The sequence below is a fragment of the Bacillus shivajii genome (assembly GCF_020519665.1).
Lineage (GTDB): Bacteria > Bacillota > Bacilli > Bacillales > Salisediminibacteriaceae > Bacillus_CA > Bacillus_CA shivajii.
On sequence record NZ_CP084703.1, the window covers coordinates 1,417,304 to 1,435,917 of the forward strand.

The following is an 18,614-nucleotide window of genomic DNA, read 5'->3' on the forward strand; positions in this document are numbered from 1 at the left end:
CTTACTGAATTGTTAGGACTATGATAAAATACAAAAGGAATTCAGTACGAGGAGTGAATGGTTTGTCATATATAGATGTGATCTCAAAAATTAAGAAAGGGAATTTGTCTCCTGTTTATTTGCTTTTTGGAACGGAGTCATTTCTTATTGAAGATACGATACACAGGTTAGTTGAAGTTGGCCTCTCTGAACATGAAAGGGAGTTTAATTTATCCAAATATGAGATGACGGAATATCCAGTGGAAGTGGCAGTAGAGGAAGCGTATACTTTTCCGTTTATGGGTGGTAGAAGAGTTGTTATTTTAAAGGAAGCGTATTTTTTAAGTAATGCAAAAGTCCAATCGAAAGTAGAACATAATTTAAAAAAACTTGAAGAGTATATTGAAAATCCTGCACCGGAAACAATTTTCATTATTCATGCGCCTTATGAAAAATTGGATGAACGGAAAAAATTGTCTAAATTGCTTAAGAAAAAGGCTGAAGTTTTAGATGGCAGTCCACTTGATGATAAGTTGTTGTATCAGTGGGTGAATGAAAGGGCAAAAGAACAAGGCGTAGCAATTGAAAGTGCGGCAGTTGATCAACTTATTGCTTTAACTAGTGCAGAATTAATGCTTATGGCAACAGAATTAAAGAAATTAGCAATCCATGTCGGAGAAGAAGGAGCAATTACAAAAGAGGTTGTAGATGAACTTGTCGCTAGGTCGTTAGAACAAAACATTTTTGCTTTAGTCGATGGTGTGGTGAAAAGGAAAGTAGATGTATCTTGGAAAATATATCAGGATTTATTAAAGCAAAAGGAAGACCCGATTAAAATTGTCTCATTAATGGTAAGGCAATTTCGTATTTTATATCAAGTTAAACAAATGAGTCAGCAGGGATACTCGCAGAAGCAGATCGCCTCACAATTAAAGTTGCACCCTTATGTCGTAAAGCTTGCTGCACAACAAACGAACCATTTTAAAGATGAAGAGTTATTATCCTTACTTGATCAATTAGCAAACATAGATTATGAAATAAAAACAGGGAAAATTGATAAAACGTTGGCTGTAGAATTATTTATTTCGAAAAGAAGTGCAAGTTAATATTTTTATTAAACACCAAATAATCCCAGGAGTCAGGCGCCTGGGATTATTGGTATGGATGAGCAAACAAAAAAGACATTCAAAATGAATGTCTTTTCGTCTGTCTCAATTAAGCAGAAACTTCGTTAAGAGTTACTTGCAAACGAGACTTTTGACGATTCGCTGCGTTTTTATGGATGATTCCTTTATTAGCTGCTTTATCGATTTTTTTGGTTGCAACCAAGAATGCTTCTTTTGCACCCTCAACATCTTTTTGCTCAGCTTTTGTGTTGAATGTTTTGATTGCTGTACGAAGGTCCGATTTAAATGCAGCATTTTGTGCGCGGCGTTTTTCGCTTGTGCTAACACGTTTGATAGCAGATTTAATGTTTGCCATCTGTTTCACCTCCCTGATGCAACCGATATGTGTAATAACGTTTTATTATCTGTGCAACACTATGGATTGTACCAAAATGGATTTTAAAATGCAATAGATTATTGTGAAACGTGTCAAGTTTTTGTACTTTATACATGTATATAAGATATTTACCAATACTACTATTAAGTATTTCGATAAATACCGGCTAAATTTTTTGTGAGGAGTGAAAATTGTGAAAGAAGAATTAGATTTAAGTCAATATCAGGTTCGAACGGATTTAGCGGTTGAAGCTCATGAAATGGTTGTTGAAGAACAAGAAAGAGCAGAAAAAAAAACGGAGGAAGCCCAACCGAAAAAGGGAACCATTGATGGTGTCATTATAAAAGAAAAAGAAGAAGATAGTGTGTTGGTCACGCATGTTGACATTTCTGAACAAGGGGAAAGTCAAATTGGTAAAAAGGCAGGAAAGTATTTAACCTTACAAGTACACGGGATCAGACAAAAGGATACTGAACTACAAGAAAAAGTCCAAGAACTTTTTGCAAATGAATTCCACGCATTTTTAACTGATATTGGAATTACAGCAAATGATAGTTGCCTTGTCGTTGGATTAGGGAACTGGAATGTAACTCCCGATGCATTAGGGCCGCTCGTTGTAGAGAATTTACTAGTCACGAATCATTTGTTCGAACTTCAACCAGAGCGAGTGGAAGATGGGTTCCGACCTGTTTCTGCTATTAAGCCAGGAGTGATGGGGGTTACTGGAATTGAGACGAGTGATATTATTTTAGGTGTTGTTGAAAAAGTAAAACCGGATTTTATTATTGCGATTGATGCGTTAGCTTCTCGCTCCATCGAACGCGTAAATTCAACAATCCAAATATCAGATACAGGAATTCACCCTGGGTCAGGAGTTGGAAATAAACGCAAGGAACTTTCAAAAGAAGTCCTTGGAATTCCAGTTATTGCAGTAGGTATTCCAACAGTCGTGGATGCCGTCTCAATTACAAGTGATACGATCGATTTCGTATTAAAGCATTTAGGCAAAGAAACGCGTGAAAAAGATCGTCCTAAACGTTCATTAGCTCCTGCAGGAATGACCTTTGGTGAAAGAAGAAAGCTGACGGATGAGGATATGCCAGGTGAACAGGAGAGGCAGCAATATCTAGGGATTGTTGGAGGCTTAGGTGATCAGGAAAAAAGACAGCTTATTTCTGAAGTGTTAGCTCCTTTAGGTCATAATTTAATGGTAACTCCTAAAGAAGTAGATGACTTTATTGAAGATATGGCGAACGTATTAGCGCAAGGGTTAAATGCATGTTTACATGGAGATGTTAATCAAAGTAATGTAGGGTCATATACAAAATAAAATGCACGTTCTAATTACACCCTCTCTTACATACACATGAATTAAGTGTTGGACAAGAGAGGGTGAGTTTTTTGGCAAGAAGACCTGTTCGTAGGAATGGTAGACACTTAAAAGGAAATAGGACAAGCCTCCGTAGAGGGATTTTTTCTACAATCATGAGTATATTTTTTATTTATTTTTTCATTGCAGTGTTGACTGCTTTTGGTCCCGGTTCAAGCTTGTCTTTTGCTTCAATAAATGATGCGAGTAAACACGTTCCAGAAGAAATGTTTGTTTACTTGATGGGGATGGAAAATCGATACTTCACTCAGACGTTACCAGAAGACCACTCTCCTCCATCAGTATCATCAACTGTTTTTCAACTAGCGACAAGTATTGATCCTGATGATCCTAGGAGTTTGCTTGGTAGAGAACTTCCTGGATTTTCTTCTTTTGACGGTCAAATATTAGTCGGGGGTGAAGGGGAAGGGTTTATGACAATGCCGATTGAATCTGCGCCCCCGATGGAAGTGCTCATGGCAGAACGAGAGGCATCCACTGAAAGGTTAGAAGAAATGGAACAAATTAAAGAAGATATGATGAATGATCCAGCTGAAGAGTTGATCGAAAATGTTTTTCACATTATTCACAGTCATAACCGTGAATCCTTTTTACCAGAGTTAAAGGATACAGATGTGGCTTTCCATGACAGTGTAAATATTACCCTTGTAGGTGAGCGTCTAGGTCTTGAGCTTGAAAAAAGAGGAATAGGTGGCGTCGTAGATACGAGTGATATTAACTCAAAACTAAATGATCGTGGGTGGCAATATAGCCGTTCATATGATATGTCGAGAGAAGTGATTAAACAAGATATTGAAACTCATGGAGACTTTGACTTTTATTTTGACCTTCATCGAGATTCACAACCGAGAGATTTAACGACGGTTGAAATTGATGGCAAGAAGTATGCACGAATTTTGTTTGTAATCGGAAAAAACAACCCAAATTATGAGCAAAACTTAAGGCTCGCTGAAGAGCTTCATGAACGTATAAAGGACAACTATCCAGGAATTACCAGAGCTGTTTATTCGCCACCACTTGTTGCAGGGAGAGATGGCTCTTATAACCAAGATTTAGATACGAACTCAGTTTTAGTAGAATTCGGCGGGGTCGATAATTCATTAGAAGAAGTTTATCGTACTGTTGAAATATTTGCAGATGCTTTTAGCGATTATTATTTTGAGAACAATCAATAACGATTAAGGAGGAGAGATGGATGGTTGAAATTTTTACTAGGGGTGTCATGCTATCAACGCTTTTAATGTTAGGGTTCATTTTAGGGATTTTATATTCGAATCATGTCACTCATGAACCATCTTCTCTTTTATCCTTTATCGACAACAAGGATAATCAAAAAGAGACTGAACAAGAAATAGAATCAGATCCAGAACCATCGCTTTTTGATGGTCTGAAGAAAAAAGATGAAAATGATTTAAAAATTGATATGGAAGATGGAGATCACCTTGTCGTATATGGACAAGATGACGAAGAAATAAAGAAAGACCTAATTACTGATGTAGATATCCAACGTGATCTAGAAGATAAAAATATAGGAAGAGAAGAAAACAGTCGAAACTTCTTTTCTGAAATGGGCAACAGAACAGCAGATATCGTTCATGGAGTATTTAAAGGTATTTTCTCGATCATCGGATAACCAAAATCATCCAGGTACTAGGTGCCTGGATGATTTTTCCGTTCTTCGTGTTTGTATGTGGATTTAAATAAAAATTTGCTGATTTATGGTTGTTGTTGCTATAATAAGTTTTAGTGTATTTTCGGAATTATTGTAGGAGTGATTATAAAATGAAGCCTGAAGAACGTTTAAAAAGACGAGAGAAGATACGTAATTTCTCAATTATTGCTCATATAGATCATGGGAAATCAACGTTAGCAGACCGTATTTTAGAAAACACGAGTGCTCTCACACAACGTGAAATGAAAGATCAAATGCTTGATGCAATGGACCTTGAGCGTGAACGTGGAATTACAATTAAACTAAATGCAGTACAACTTAAATATACGTCAAAAGATGGAGATGATTATATCTTCCACCTTATTGATACACCTGGTCACGTCGACTTTACATATGAAGTATCGAGAAGTTTAGCGGCGTGTGAAGGGGCACTGTTAATCGTAGATGCAGCGCAAGGGATTGAAGCGCAAACATTAGCGAATGTTTACTTAGCACTAGATAATGATCTCGAAATCTTACCAGTTATTAATAAGATCGACCTTCCGAGTGCTGAACCAGAGAGAGTGCGTCAAGAAGTAGAAGATGTCATCGGCTTACCAGGGGAAGATTGTGTTTTAGCTTCTGCAAAAAGTGGTATTGGTATCGAGGAAATTCTTGAATCGATCGTTCATAACGTACCAGCTCCATCTGGTGACCCAGAAGCACCATTAAAAGCGATGATCTTTGATTCGTTATATGACCCTTACCGCGGAGTTATTGTCTATATGCGAATTCAAGAAGGGACAGTTAAGCCAGGCGATAAAGTACGTATGATGGCGACTGAAAAAGAATTTGAAGTGCAAGAATTAGGGGTGTTTACACCGAAGCCAGACGGCCGTGATGAACTAACTGTCGGTGATGTTGGTTTTATGATCGCTTCTATAAAAAATATTGGCGATACACAAGTAGGTGATACAGTAACAAGTGCTGACAACCCAGCAGCTGAACCGTTACCTGGATACCGAACGTTAAATCCAATGGTATTCTGCGGACTATATCCTGTTGATACAAATGATTACAATGACTTACGTGAAGCATTAGAAAAGTTAGAATTAAACGATGCGTCACTTCAGTTCGAACCAGAAACATCACAAGCGTTAGGGTTTGGTTTCCGTTGTGGTTTCCTAGGATTGTTACACATGGAAATTATTCAAGAACGTATCGAAAGAGAATTTAATATCCAACTTATTACGACTGCTCCAAGTGTTATTTACAATGTTAACTTAACAGATGGGGAAGTTTTAAAAGTAGATAATCCAGCAAATATGCCAGATCCACAAACGATTGAATCCGTTGAAGAACCATATGTTAAAGCGCAAGTAATGGTTCCAAATGACTTTGTCGGTCCGGTTATGGAACTATGCCAGAAAAAACGCGGGGATTATGTTGACATGCAATACATCGATGAGAACCGAGTAACGATTACTTATAACATTCCGCTTGCTGAAATTGTGTTTGACTTCTTTGATACATTAAAGTCAAGTACGAAAGGTTATGCATCTTTCGACTATGAGATGATTGGCTATCATACGAGTAACCTTGTCAAAATGGACATACTTCTTAATGCCGAGAAAATTGATGCATTATCTGTTATCGTTCATAGAGACAGTGCTTATCAACGAGGAAAAGCAATTGTTGAAAAGTTAAAAGAATTGATCCCACGTCAACAATTTGAAATCCCTGTCCAAGCGAGTATTGGACAGAAGATTATTGCTCGTTCTACAATTAAAGCGATGCGCAAAAACGTTTTAGCAAAATGTTACGGCGGAGACGTTTCTCGTAAACGTAAGCTTCTTGAAAAACAAAAAGAAGGTAAAAAGCGTATGAAGAGTGTAGGTAATGTCGAAGTTCCTCAAGAAGCGTTCATGTCCGTGTTAAGCATGGATGAAGACAAATAGTAGAGATAAAAAAGACCGCAGAATCTCTGCGGTCTTTACCTTGTTAATAAAGTAGGTGGAAAATGTGCCAAAAGCTTTATATGTACACGTTCCGTTTTGTGAACAAATATGTCATTACTGTGATTTTAATAAATTCTTTTTGAAAAACCAGCCAATTGATGATTACTTAGAATGCTGTAAAAATGAGATGAAGAATACGTTAGAAAAATTCCCCCAAGAGATAAACATTTCTTCTATTTATGTAGGAGGTGGCACCCCAACTTCCTTAAGTACGAAACAATTGTATACATTATTAGAAGATATAAGAACAAATTTTTCAATTGACGATCAATGTGAATGGACAGTAGAAGTGAATCCAGGTAGTGTTAGTCGTGAAAAGCTACAAATGATGAAAGAAGTAGGGGTAAACCGATTAAGTATTGGTGTACAAACATTTGATGAGGATCTACTAAAGACGATTGGTCGAGACCACCGACCAGAAGATATTCCAAACACGATACGTCTATGCAGGGAAGTAGGGTTTGAAAACATAAGTATTGACCTTATGTTCGGCCTCCCTGGGCAAACAATTGATCAACTCAAGCACTCAATTAAACAACTTATTCAATTAAAGGTTGAACACGTAAGTGCTTATTCGTTAAAAGTAGAACCTAAAACAGTTTTTTATCAACGATGGCAACGTGGGAATCTTCATTTGCCAGGTGAAGATAGAGAAGCAGATATGTATCGTGTACTACAAGAAGAGTTGACGAATGCCGGGTTTGAACAATATGAAATTAGTAACTTTGCAAAGCCAGGAACTCAAAGTACGCATAATTTAACGTATTGGGAAAATGAGGAATACTACGGAATTGGAGCAGGTGCTCACAGCTATGTACAAAAAGTTAGGAGAATAAACCACGGTCCATTACCCAAATATATGAACAGCATGAAAGACATAGGATTTCCTTATCTTGAAGAACATGAAGTTAGTATGGAAGAACGAATGGAAGAAGAAATGTTTATGGGGCTACGAAAACTTACAGGTGTTAGTCGTACCTCATTTTATGAAAAATATGATATAACCATGGACCATATATTTGGAGACGTCATCGATGGTTTGAAAGAAAAAGGCCTACTTCAAGAAAAAGGTGATAGAGTTTGTCTGACAAAAAAGGGGTTATTATTAGGTAACGAAGTATTTGAAAAGTTCTTATTAGCGACAGACTAGTAAATGTAAGAGCTTGTTATCGAATTGCTACATAGGGAATTCAAAAATGATGAAAATTCATTGAGCTTAGAACATTGACAAGTGGAATCTATCTTTGGTAACTTATTATATAGATTTAGCACTCGGCACAAGAGAGTGCTAACAGGAGGGATGCATATGTTGACAGAGCGTCAATTGCTCATCTTAAATGCCATTATTGATGACTACATTACGCATGCTGAACCTGTTGGCTCGCGCAGCGTTTCTAAACGAGATGATATTCAGTATAGTCCTGCAACAATTCGTAACGAAATGTCGGACCTTGAAGAACTAGGGTTTCTAGAAAAACCGCATAGTTCTGCTGGACGCATTCCTTCACAAAAAGGTTATAGGTATTATGTGGACCATTTATTGTCACCCAAAAAACTGTCAAAAAACGAGATTAACAATATTCAATCAGCGTTTAAAGATCGTTACAGTGAGTTAGAGGAAATGATCAGTGAATCAGCAAAAATCGTTTCCAGTTTAACTAGCTACACATCGATTGTGTTAGGTCCTGAAGTCTTTGAGTCAACGCTTCAAAGAATTCAAATTGTACCAATCGGATCTGACGCTGCTGTAGCAATCATTGTTACTGATACTGGGCACGTTGAAAATCAAACGGTTTCTTTACCGCCAGGATTAGATGTTTCAGAGCTTGAAAAAGTCGTGAACATTCTAAATGAACGGTTAAAGGGTACACCGATCGTTCACCTCAGACAAAAGCTTACCAATGAAGTAAGAAGTGTATTACGTAAGTATATCCATCAATTTGATGATATGATGACGATGTTAAATGAGACCTTCGCCTCTCACCAAAATGAAAAGGTGTTTTACGGTGGGAAGACAAATATACTTGCACAACCTGAGTTTCATGATGTAAATCGAGTGAGAAGGTTGTTTAACATATTTGAAGAGGATGAACTTGTTTCGAAACTGTTTAGAACTGAAGAACAAGGAATTACTATTAGGATCGGTGAAGAAAATCGCTTTGAACCGTTTGATGAATGTACAATTATTACAGCATCATATTCAATTGATGGTAAACATATGGGGACATTGGGAATACTAGGTCCAACACGAATGGAATATCCAAGAGTCGTTTCAATCCTTGATTATATGTCAAAAGATCTGTCAAAACTCTTATCAGCAAGATATTATAAAGGGTAAACTCTTTTGATTGTTTTTAAGGGGAGGTCTCTTTCATTCATTATGTGAGTGAAAGAGCTTTTCCATGAAAATGAATGAATTTCATAATTACGTTTTTGCGAAGTGAAACGAATGATATTATAAATATTTCATTAAATGTACGTTTTATTTGGAAGTGATCGTAACGAAAGGCGGCGACTCCCAGAGGATCAGCGACGAGTAATACTTCTTCGAACTGCTTCGAGCTGCGACGAGTAACCGCAGGAACAACGAGCTGAAGATCCACTTAGGCGAAGAGTAATCAAGCCTAAGTTAGCTGAAGACAAGCCCTCGGGAAAGCGTCCGTCTGAAGTGAAGTTCACACTCATCATTCGGAATTCCGCATCATATTTTGAGTTATGAAATTGATTCAAATATAAAATTCATTAAGATTCATATAATGAAATCTTTTATTTCGTTGAGGAGGTGAAAATGGTGGAAAAAAACGCTAATCAAGTTGATCAAGAAACAGTAGAAAAGCAAGATCAAGAACAAAGCGAAGAAGTTGAACAAGAACTTGTAGAAGATCATGAAGTAGAAGAAGCAATGGAAGAGTCATCATCCGATGAAATTGCTAAACTCGAACAAAAAGTTCAAGAAGCGACGGATCGCTTATTAAGAGTACAAGCTGATTATGACAACTTCCGCCGACGTACAAAACAAGAAAAGGAAGCGGAAGCAAAATATAGATCTCAACGACTTGCAGAGGAGATTTTGCCTGTTCTCGATAATTTTGAAAGAGGACTTGCGATCAACCCGGAATCAGATGAGACAAACTCACTCCTTCAAGGGATGGAAATGGTATATCGCCAACTTAAAGATGCACTTGAAAAAGAAGGGGTAAAACCAATCCAAACGGTTGGAGAAACATTTGATCCACAAATTCATCAAGCAGTGATGCAAGTTGAATCTGATGAATACGATTCAAACGTTGTGGTTGAAGAATTACAAAAAGGTTATAAACTAAATGATCGCGTCATACGTCCAGCTATGGTAAAAGTAAACGCGTAAAGAGTACATAGATTAGAATAGGAGGAATTGTCATGAGTAAAGTTATTGGAATCGACTTAGGTACAACAAACTCTTGTGTTGCAGTCATGGAAGGTGGCGAAGCAACAGTCATTACAAACGCTGAGGGAGCTCGTACGACACCATCTGTTGTTTCATTTAAAGATGGGGAGCGTCAAGTTGGGGAAGTAGCGAAGCGTCAAATGATCACAAACCCGAACACAATTACATCTATCAAGCGTCACATGGGAACAGAATACAAAGTAGATGCAGAAGGGAAAGAATATACTCCACAAGAAATCTCTGCAATCATTCTTCAAAAACTAAAAGAAGATGCTGAAGCATACTTAGGTGAGAAAGTATCGAAGGCAGTTATTACAGTTCCTGCGTATTTCAACGACTCACAACGTCAAGCTACAAAAGATGCTGGTAAGATTGCAGGTCTTGAAGTAGAGCGTATTGTTAACGAACCAACTGCAGCAGCACTTGCATACGGTTTTGAAAAAGAAGAAGATCAAACGATTCTAGTTTATGACTTAGGTGGAGGTACGTTTGACGTATCTATTCTAGAACTAGGAGACGGATTCTTTGAAGTACGTGCAACTTCTGGTGACAATGAACTTGGTGGAGATGACTTTGACCAAGTGATCATCGATTACTTAGTAGAAGAATTCAAAAAAGAAAATGGTATAGACTTATCTCAAGATAAGATGGCGCTACAACGCCTAAAAGATGCTGCTGAAAAAGCAAAGAAAGACTTATCTGGTGTTTCTCAAACACAAATCTCACTTCCGTTTATCACAGCAGACCAAACTGGACCTAAACATTTAGAGTTAAACTTAACACGTGCGAAGTTCGATGAGTTATCAGCAGACCTTGTAGAACGTACGATGGGACCTACTCGCCGTGCATTAAGCGATGCAGGATTATCTGCAAGTGAAATTGATAAAATTGTATTAGTTGGTGGTTCTACACGAATTCCAGCTGTTCAAACTGCGATAAAACAACTAACAGGCCAAGACCCTCATAAAGGTGTAAACCCTGATGAAGTCGTAGCTCTTGGTGCTGCTGTTCAAGCAGGTGTATTAACTGGTGACGTAAAAGATGTTGTTTTACTTGACGTTACACCTTTATCATTAGGTATTGAAACTATGGGCGGTGTTACGACAAAATTAATCGAGCGTAATACAACAATCCCAACAAGTAAATCACAAACCTTCTCAACTGCAGCAGATAACCAACCATCAGTTGACATTCATGTTCTTCAAGGTGAGCGTGAAATGGCTGCAGATAACAAAACATTAGGGCGTTTCCAATTATCAGACATTCCGCCAGCGCCACGTGGTGTACCACAAATCGAAGTAACGTTCGATATTGATGCCAATGGTATCGTAAATGTACGTGCGAAAGATCTTGGCACAAATAAAGAACAGTCCATTACAATTACATCTTCATCTGGACTTTCTGAAGAAGATATTGAGCAAATGGTAAAAGATGCTGAGGCAAACGCTGAAGAAGATAAAAAGCGTCGTGAAGAAATCGACTTACGTAACGAAGCAGATCAGTTAGTATTCACAACGGAAAAAACGTTAAGTGATCTTGGTGACAACGTAGACGCTGCTGATAAAGAAAATGCAGAAGCTGCAAAAGATAAAGTAAAGAAAGCTCTAGAAGAAAACAATATCGAGGAAATTCGTACAGCAAAAGACGAATTACAAGAAGTTGTTCAGCAGCTTTCAACGAAGCTTTACGAACAAGCAGCACAGCAAGCGCAAGATCAGCAAGGTGCTGAAGGTGAAGCACAAGGTCAAGCTGATGCAAATGATGACGTTGTTGATGCTGAATATGAAGAAGTTAAAGACGACGAGAAAAAGTAATACTCGGTGGGTATGGAAAAGTCAAAGTCAGGTTTCCCTTGGCTTTGACTTTTTTCACTTAAACTTCCTCGGAAGTTTTTAAAAGGAAAACCATATAGCTTAATGAATATAATCACCTTGCCTGTTTTACAGGTAGGTGATAAGATATTCGTTATGGATTAGGATTCGGGAGTGGATACGATGAGCAAAAGAGACTATTATGACGTTCTTGGTGTCGAAAAAGGCGCCTCTGAAGCAGAAATAAAAAAGGCCTATCGTAAGCTTGCTCGCAAGTATCATCCGGATGTAAATAAAGAAGCGGATGCAGAGCAAAAGTTTAAAGAAGTAAAAGATGCATACGATACGCTAAGTGATTCACAAAAAAGAGCCCATTATGACCAATTTGGACATACAGATCCAAACCAAGGATTTGGTGGAGGTGGCGATGGAGACTTTGGTGGCTTCGGTGACATTTTCGATATGTTCTTTGGTGGAGGTGGGCGTAGAGATCCAAATGCACCTCGTCAAGGGGCAGATATGCAGTATACGATGATGTTAGAATTTAAAGAAGCGGTATTTGGAAAAGAAACAGATATCGAAATACCACGTGAAGAAACGTGTGAAACGTGTCACGGGTCAGGTGCAAAGCCTGGAACGTCGCCTGAAACATGTAAGCATTGTGGCGGTGCAGGACAGCTAAACGTTGAACAAAATACCCCATTTGGAAGAGTTGTTAACCGACGAGTTTGTCATCAGTGTGATGGAACTGGACAAATGGTTAAAGATAAATGTCGTACGTGTGCCGGCCAAGGAAAAGTGAAAAAGCGTAAGAAGATTCATATTAAAATTCCAGCAGGTGTTGATACTGGACAGCAAATTCGTGTCGCTGGTCAAGGAGAACCTGGTGAGAATGGAGGTCCTCCAGGAGACTTGTATGTCGTCTTTAATGTTAAGCCTCACGAATTCTTTAAACGTGATGGTGATGACCTACATTGCGAAATGCCTCTAACATTCACGCAGGCAGCTCTAGGTGATGAAATTGAAGTACCGACACTAAAAGGAAAAGTGAAATTGAAAATTCCAGCAGGTACTCAAACAGGAACACACTTCCGTCTTAGAGGAAAAGGTGTCCCTAACGTGAGAGGTATGGGACAAGGAGATCAACATATTAAAGTCCGTGTCTTAACACCGAAAAACCTCACAGATCGTCAAAAAGAATTATTGCGCGAACTTGCTGAAATTAGCGGAAATGAAGCGCCTGATGAACAAAGTGAGAATTTCTTTGCAAAGGTAAAACGAGCATTTAAAAACTTCGGTGAATAAGCAACCATGCTATAGAAATTAGCCCATGGCACATGAAAATGAGTTTATTTTTTAAGTAAGTTTGGAAGTATGTTGCGAGGACTGTCTCTTCCTCTACAAGCATATTCTTTAAGTGTATCCGTCCACCGGACAAAACGCCACGTCCTGTGGCATGCCCGGCATTAGGACGTCCTGCCCGTCGAGACAACTCGCAGCTTATTCGACGAAGTCACCCAGCTACGTTGCAAAAGCTAGAAGAGGAAGAAGCAACAAACACAGCTTCGTCGAACCACTGAGAGCTGCGCCGACGCATCCAGCTACGTAGCAAAAGCTAAGTAGAGGAAGAAGCAACAAACACAGCTTCGTCGAACCACTGAGAGCTGCGCCGACGCATCCAGCTACGTAGCAAAAGCTAGTAGAGGAAGAAGCAACAAACACAGCTTCGTCGAACCACTGAGAGCTGCGCCGACGCATCCAGCTACGTAGCAAAAGCTAGAAGAGGAAGAAGCAACATGTTCTTCCAAACTAAGATTTATTTTCAGGGTAGATATTAAAGAAATTTGAGGAGTTGGTTTACGGTGAAATGGTCTGAAATTTGTATTCATACAACACAAGAAGCAGTTGAACCTGTTTCGAATATTTTACACGAAGCAGGAGCAAGTGGTGTTGTCATCGAAGATCCAGATGACTTATATAAAGAGCGCGATACGTCTTTAGGTGAAGTGTATGAACTTTCGCCAGATGATTATCCAGATGAAGGGGTCATCGTAAAAGCTTACCTACCAGTTAATAGCTTTTTAGGTGAAACGGTTGAAGAAATAAAAGAGGCCATAAACCAGCTCCTCGTTTATAATATTGACTTAGGTCATAATCAAGTGACGGTAAGTGAAGTAAATGAAGAAGAGTGGGCAACAGCTTGGAAAAAGTACTATAAGCCTGTAAAAATCTCAGATCGGATTACGATTACACCGACATGGGAAGAATATGAAAAGGTACATGACGATGAGTTAATTATAGAACTAGACCCAGGCATGGCATTTGGAACAGGGACACATCCTACGACGGTCCTGTCAATACAAGCGCTTGAACGTCATTTGAAAAAAAATGACTCTGTCGTGGATGTTGGAACAGGATCAGGAGTTTTGAGTATTGCAGCTGCTAAATTAGGCGCGTCAAAAATTCTCGCCCTCGATTTAGATGAGGTGGCTGTGACAACGGCAAAGTTGAACATTAAGTTAAACAAAAATCAGGATGTTATTACTGTTGAACAAAACAACCTCCTCGATGGTGTTCGTGATGAGCCGGATGTAATCGTTGCAAATATTCTTGCAGAAGTGATTGTTAGAATGACAGATGATGCATTTAAATCATTAAAACCTGGTGGAAAACTTGTCACATCAGGGATCATTCAAGGTAAACGAGAGCAAGTGAAAGATGCTATTTTAAACAGTGGTTTTGAATTACTTGAAATTGTTGAAATGGAAGACTGGTTAGCAATGGTCGCGCAAAAACCAGAATAGGTGATATTCATGCAAAGGTACTTTTTGGAACCATCACATTTTTACTCTGATTATGTTATGATAACCGGTGAAGAGCAAAAGCACATTCGTCGTGTCATGCGTATGGAAACAGGTGACACGATTGTTTGCTGTGCTCTTGATGGTAAATGCTATACATGTGAGTTAAGTGAGTTTACAGATGAACATGTTAAAGCAGTCATTGTTGAAGAGGAGACAGTCACAAAAGAACTTCCGATCGAAGTTTCAATTGCTCACGGTCTCCCTAAAGGAGACAAACTTGAGCTTGTCCTTCAAAAAGGAACAGAGCTCGGTGCTTTTCATTTCCTTCCATTTGAAGCGGAACGTTCTATTGTGAAGTGGGATGAAAAAAAAGCGAAAAAAAAGATAGAGCGATGGAATAAAATTACGAAGGAAGCAGCAGAACAATCTCACCGTCAAAAGATGCCTAAAGTACATTCTGTTGATCGCTTCCAAAATTTAGTTTATACATTCAAAAATTATACGTATGTTTTAGTTGCTTATGAAGAAGCAGCTAAAAGCGATGAGAAAAGTCGTTTTTTCTCAGTATTAAATAACATGAAGGCGGGAGACAACCTTCTACTTCTAATTGGTCCTGAAGGCGGTTTTTCTGATCGTGAAATACAAACGATGCAAGAACATGGTGCAATTACGTGTGGATTCGGGCCGCGAATTTTACGTTCTGAAACGGCACCACTTTATGGTTTAGCGGCAATATCTTATCATTTTGAATTGTTGGGGTGAAGAAAATGCCAACGGTTGCTTTTCATACATTAGGTTGTAAAGTTAATCATTACGAAACAGAAGCGATTTGGCAGCTGTTTCAGCAAGCAGGCTACGAAAAAACAGAATATGACCAAACATCTGATGTTTATGTCATAAACACATGTACAGTAACAAACACTGGTGACAAAAAGAGTCGCCAAGTTATTCGCAGAGCGATTCGTAAAAATCCTGATGCAGTTGTTTGTGTAACCGGTTGTTATGCACAAACATCTCCAGCGGAAATTATGGCTATTCCAGGGGTAGACATCGTTGTCGGCACTCAAGACCGCCATAAGCTCATTAGCTATATTGAGCAATTTAGAAAAGAACGAGAGCCAATTAATGGTGTTGGAAACATCATGAAAGCGCGTGTATATGAGGAGTTAGACGTTCCTTCATTTACTGACCGCACACGTGCTTCATTAAAGATTCAAGAAGGCTGTAATAACTTCTGTACGTTTTGTATTATTCCATGGGCACGCGGGTTACTCCGTTCTCGTAAACCAGAAGATGTTATTTCTCAAGCAAACCAACTCGTAGAGGCTGGTTATAAAGAAATTGTCCTAACTGGTATTCATACCGGTGGTTATGGAGAAGACATGAAAGAATACAGCTTAGCAAAGTTACTTCTTGATCTTGAAAAGGTTGAAGGATTGAAGCGTATTCGAATCTCTTCTATTGAAGCGAGTCAAATTACAGATGAAGTCATAGATGTTATTGATCGCTCTGAAAAAGTGGTTCGTCATTTACACGTTCCATTACAGTCTGGATCAAATACGGTACTTAAACGGATGAGACGTAAATATACAATGGAATTTTTCTATGATCGTATTATGAAGTTGAAAAAAGCACTACCAGGTTTAGCGATTACTTCTGATGTAATTGTTGGTTTCCCTGGAGAAACAGACGAAGAATTCCAAGAAACGTTTGATTTTATTCGAAAAGTACACTTCTCTGAATTGCATGTATTTCCTTACTCGAAACGAACAGGGACACCTGCTTCGAGAATGGAAGATCAAGTCGATGACGAAGTGAAAAATGAGCGAGTTCATCGTTTGATTGAATTATCTAACCAATTAGCTAAAGAATATGCTTCGAAATTCGAAGGAGAAGTAATAGAAGTTATTCCTGAAGAGAAAGATAAGGAAGATCCTGAGAGTGGTTATTATGTTGGATACACTGATAACTATTTGAAAGTAAAGGTTCCAGTTGATGAAAGTATGGTTGGTGAAATTGTTAAAGTTAAAATTGAACAAGCCGGATATCCATATAATATTGGAAGCTTTGTTCGAGTACTTTCTGAGCAAAAAACAGTTGTTAATGGCTAATACGTAACACTAGCGGAAAACCACCGCTAGTGTTTTTTTCTGCTTTGACTTTGGATATGCTCTGAAAAAAATCACTCAATGATTATTGGAGGAAAGCACATTAATTCCCACACAAGTTATCGGTTAATACGGAAAAACTTTAAATGTATGCTATTCGCATGTATTGATATATATTAAATTAATGTAGAAAGAGCTAGAGGTACGTACCTCTAGTGGAGCGAAGAGGAGGAAAAAGTATGAGTATGGAATTGTCTAAGTTTATCGATCATACGTTATTAAAACCAGATACAAATAAAGAGCAAATAGTAGCACTTGCAAATGAAGCAAAAGAATATGGTTTTGCGTCAGTTTGCGTAAATCCGGCGTGGATTAATGTATCCTTTGAGATCTTAAAAGAAACAGATGTTAAAGTATGTACAGTAATCGGATTCCCATTAGGTGCGTCAACTCCAGAAGTTAAAGCTTATGAAACGAAAGATGCAATTGAGAAAGGCGCAACGGAAGTAGATATGGTAATTAATATTGGGGCATTAAAAACAGGTGATCATGACCTCGTTTTACGTGACATTAAAGCAGTTGTCGACGCTGCAAAAGGAAACGCATTAACAAAAGTTATTATCGAAACTTCTCTGTTAACTGAAGAGGAAAAAGTAAAAGCGTGTGAACTTTCTGTAAAAGCAGGAGCAGATTATGTAAAAACATCCACCGGCTTCTCTGGAGGTGGAGCTTCTGTTGAAGACATAAAATTAATGAGAAAAACTGTTGGACCTGATATTGGTGTTAAAGCTTCCGGTGGTGTGAGAGACCGTCAAGGTACTTTAGCGATGATTGAGGCTGGTGCGACACGAATTGGGGCAAGTGCAGGTATTGCAATCGTAAAAGGTGAAGAAGGTACATCTGATTATTAAACAAAAGAGGCCGTCCAATGGACGAGCCTCTTTCACTTTATATGTTGAGACCCTCGGTGGATCCATAAGATAAAGTTTGTAAAATGATTAATAAAAGGCAAAATGATGGCAGAACTAATAACATTATAAAACAATGTTGCGTGTGCTAATTGTTGAGACGGTGAGGAAGATGTCATTTCAACAAAATTTGCAAACGTTTGAATGAAAGGGAAAAAAATAATTAGTCCTAGTACATTTAACCAAATATGTGCATAAGCTGTAAGCTTTGATTCTTTACTTCCGCCTAGGCTTGCAAGCCAAGCAGTTAAACAAGTCCCAACATTTGCTCCTAGCATAATTCCAATACCTGTTGGTAAAGAGAATAAGTTTTCGTTCATAAACGTCATAGCTATAGCAGTGACAGCAGAACTTGACTGAATCATACCACTTAATACTACGCCTATAGAAATCGCAAGAAATTCAAATTCATTTGTAGAGATAATCCAATCATATACAGTCGATAAAGAAGAAATGGGATAAGCTAATGTCTCAAAGCCGTGCATCGCGACAAGAATACTCCCAAACCCAAAAGAGAGGCAGCCAATTGAAAAAAGGATTGTCCGACGAGTTAGTAAGAGCGGAATACCAATCAATAATGCAGGCAAAATAAGCCAAGACAAGTCTATAGCCAAGATTTCTAATGTAACAACCGTTCCGATATTAGCACCTAAAATAATCCCAATGGAATGTTTAAAGGATAGATAACCTGTTGCTACAAGACCAACAGTCATAATCATTACAGCAGAACTACTTTGTAACAAAGCAGTCACGACAATTCCAACTAGAAAGCTTTTTAGGGGATGATCAACTGCCTTATATAAAAAATCTTTCGTTCTTCTTTCTTGTATATGGAAAAGACCTTGTTTCATGACGGTCATACCGAATAAAAATAAAGCGATATATATAGCAAACATCGTTAGTATTTCGTTCATTCATCTCCCTCCTCTGAACATGTATATGGACACAGGTGGAC

16 protein-coding genes are annotated in these 18,614 nt (G+C 38.4%); 14 read left to right on the forward strand and 2 right to left on the reverse strand.

Going from position 1 to position 18,614, the window contains the following annotated elements; all coding sequences use genetic code 11:
* Window positions 1-62 precede the first annotated feature (62 nt).
* Entirely contained in the window at window positions 63-1,085 is a 1,023-nt protein-coding gene (holA, locus tag LGQ02_RS06860; RefSeq protein WP_226517463.1) for a DNA polymerase III subunit delta, read from the forward strand.
* Between the two features lie 109 nt (window positions 1,086-1,194).
* On the opposite strand, the gene rpsT is transcribed toward holA, so the two are convergent.
* On the reverse strand, window positions 1,195-1,461 hold the full coding sequence (gene rpsT, locus LGQ02_RS06865) for a 30S ribosomal protein S20 (protein WP_226517464.1): 267 nt from the start codon (window positions 1,459-1,461) through the stop codon (window positions 1,195-1,197).
* A gap of 214 nt (window positions 1,462-1,675) precedes the next feature.
* Between rpsT and gpr the strand changes: the two genes are divergently transcribed.
* The 13 genes from gpr (at window position 1,676) to deoC (ending at window position 17,602) form a co-directional block, all read left to right on the forward strand.
* Window positions 1,676-2,812 carry a GPR endopeptidase gene (gene gpr, locus LGQ02_RS06870; RefSeq protein ID WP_226517465.1) on the forward strand — a complete coding sequence of 379 codons (1,137 nt, stop codon included), beginning with the start codon at window positions 1,676-1,678 and terminating at the stop codon, window positions 2,810-2,812.
* A 71-nt stretch (window positions 2,813-2,883) separates the two neighbouring features.
* Entirely contained in the window at window positions 2,884-4,047 is a 1,164-nt protein-coding gene (locus LGQ02_RS06875; protein ID WP_226517466.1) for a stage II sporulation protein P, read from the forward strand.
* 20 nt (window positions 4,048-4,067) lie between these two features.
* Window positions 4,068-4,505: a hypothetical protein gene (locus LGQ02_RS06880; RefSeq protein WP_226517467.1), complete on the forward strand. Its 438-nt coding sequence runs from the start codon at window positions 4,068-4,070 to the stop codon at window positions 4,503-4,505.
* A gap of 149 nt (window positions 4,506-4,654) precedes the next feature.
* Window positions 4,655-6,481, forward strand: a complete 1,827-nt coding sequence (gene lepA, locus LGQ02_RS06885) for a translation elongation factor 4 (protein WP_226517468.1) — start codon at window positions 4,655-4,657, stop codon at window positions 6,479-6,481.
* A gap of 64 nt (window positions 6,482-6,545) precedes the next feature.
* Window positions 6,546-7,691 (forward strand): radical SAM family heme chaperone HemW, encoded by a 1,146-nt coding sequence (hemW, locus tag LGQ02_RS06890; RefSeq protein ID WP_226517469.1) that lies wholly within the window; start codon window positions 6,546-6,548, stop codon window positions 7,689-7,691.
* 156 nt (window positions 7,692-7,847) lie between these two features.
* Complete coding sequence (gene hrcA, locus LGQ02_RS06895; RefSeq protein WP_226517470.1) at window positions 7,848-8,879, forward strand: heat-inducible transcriptional repressor HrcA; 1,032 nt, start codon at window positions 7,848-7,850, stop codon at window positions 8,877-8,879.
* Between the two features lie 450 nt (window positions 8,880-9,329).
* Window positions 9,330-9,908: a nucleotide exchange factor GrpE gene (gene grpE / locus LGQ02_RS06900; protein WP_226517471.1), complete on the forward strand. Its 579-nt coding sequence runs from the start codon at window positions 9,330-9,332 to the stop codon at window positions 9,906-9,908.
* A 32-nt stretch (window positions 9,909-9,940) separates the two neighbouring features.
* Window positions 9,941-11,782 (forward strand): molecular chaperone DnaK, encoded by a 1,842-nt coding sequence (gene dnaK, locus LGQ02_RS06905; protein WP_226517472.1) that lies wholly within the window; start codon window positions 9,941-9,943, stop codon window positions 11,780-11,782.
* A gap of 180 nt (window positions 11,783-11,962) precedes the next feature.
* A complete protein-coding gene (gene dnaJ / locus LGQ02_RS06910) occupies window positions 11,963-13,084 on the forward strand; it encodes a molecular chaperone DnaJ (protein WP_226517473.1) in 1,122 nt (373 codons plus the stop codon).
* Between the two features lie 557 nt (window positions 13,085-13,641).
* Window positions 13,642-14,583 carry a 50S ribosomal protein L11 methyltransferase gene (gene prmA / locus LGQ02_RS06915; RefSeq protein ID WP_226517474.1) on the forward strand — a complete coding sequence of 314 codons (942 nt, stop codon included), beginning with the start codon at window positions 13,642-13,644 and terminating at the stop codon, window positions 14,581-14,583.
* A 9-nt stretch (window positions 14,584-14,592) separates the two neighbouring features.
* Complete coding sequence (locus LGQ02_RS06920; RefSeq protein WP_226517475.1) at window positions 14,593-15,345, forward strand: 16S rRNA (uracil(1498)-N(3))-methyltransferase; 753 nt, start codon at window positions 14,593-14,595, stop codon at window positions 15,343-15,345.
* A 5-nt stretch (window positions 15,346-15,350) separates the two neighbouring features.
* Window positions 15,351-16,694 (forward strand): tRNA (N(6)-L-threonylcarbamoyladenosine(37)-C(2))-methylthiotransferase MtaB, encoded by a 1,344-nt coding sequence (gene mtaB / locus LGQ02_RS06925; RefSeq protein ID WP_226517476.1) that lies wholly within the window; start codon window positions 15,351-15,353, stop codon window positions 16,692-16,694.
* Window positions 16,695-16,936: 242 nt separating this feature from the next.
* Window positions 16,937-17,602 carry a deoxyribose-phosphate aldolase gene (deoC, locus tag LGQ02_RS06930; RefSeq protein ID WP_226518241.1) on the forward strand — a complete coding sequence of 222 codons (666 nt, stop codon included), beginning with the start codon at window positions 16,937-16,939 and terminating at the stop codon, window positions 17,600-17,602.
* Between the two features lie 32 nt (window positions 17,603-17,634).
* Here the strand turns inward: deoC and LGQ02_RS06935 are convergent, their stop codons facing one another.
* Entirely contained in the window at window positions 17,635-18,573 is a 939-nt protein-coding gene (locus tag LGQ02_RS06935; RefSeq protein ID WP_226517477.1) for a Na/Pi symporter, read from the reverse strand.
* Window positions 18,574-18,614 lie beyond the last annotated feature (41 nt).

What these genes read in the sequence shown, in the direction of transcription:
- rpsT (WP_226517464.1), bottom strand. Translation starts at nt 1,461, where the DNA reads ATGGCAAACATTAAATCTGCTATCAAACGTGTTAGCACAAGCGAAAAA.
- LGQ02_RS06920 (WP_226517475.1), top strand. Translation starts at nt 14,593, where the DNA reads ATGCAAAGGTACTTTTTGGAACCATCACATTTTTACTCTGATTATGTT.
- LGQ02_RS06880 (WP_226517467.1), top strand. Translation starts at nt 4,068, where the DNA reads ATGGTTGAAATTTTTACTAGGGGTGTCATGCTATCAACGCTTTTAATG.
- lepA (WP_226517468.1), top strand. Translation starts at nt 4,655, where the DNA reads ATGAAGCCTGAAGAACGTTTAAAAAGACGAGAGAAGATACGTAATTTC.
- hrcA (WP_226517470.1), top strand. Translation starts at nt 7,848, where the DNA reads ATGTTGACAGAGCGTCAATTGCTCATCTTAAATGCCATTATTGATGAC.
- grpE (WP_226517471.1), top strand. Translation starts at nt 9,330, where the DNA reads ATGGTGGAAAAAAACGCTAATCAAGTTGATCAAGAAACAGTAGAAAAG.
- dnaK (WP_226517472.1), top strand. Translation starts at nt 9,941, where the DNA reads ATGAGTAAAGTTATTGGAATCGACTTAGGTACAACAAACTCTTGTGTT.
- deoC (WP_226518241.1), top strand. Translation starts at nt 16,937, where the DNA reads ATGGAATTGTCTAAGTTTATCGATCATACGTTATTAAAACCAGATACA.
- dnaJ (WP_226517473.1), top strand. Translation starts at nt 11,963, where the DNA reads ATGAGCAAAAGAGACTATTATGACGTTCTTGGTGTCGAAAAAGGCGCC.
- mtaB (WP_226517476.1), top strand. Translation starts at nt 15,351, where the DNA reads ATGCCAACGGTTGCTTTTCATACATTAGGTTGTAAAGTTAATCATTAC.
- LGQ02_RS06935 (WP_226517477.1), bottom strand. Translation starts at nt 18,573, where the DNA reads ATGAACGAAATACTAACGATGTTTGCTATATATATCGCTTTATTTTTA.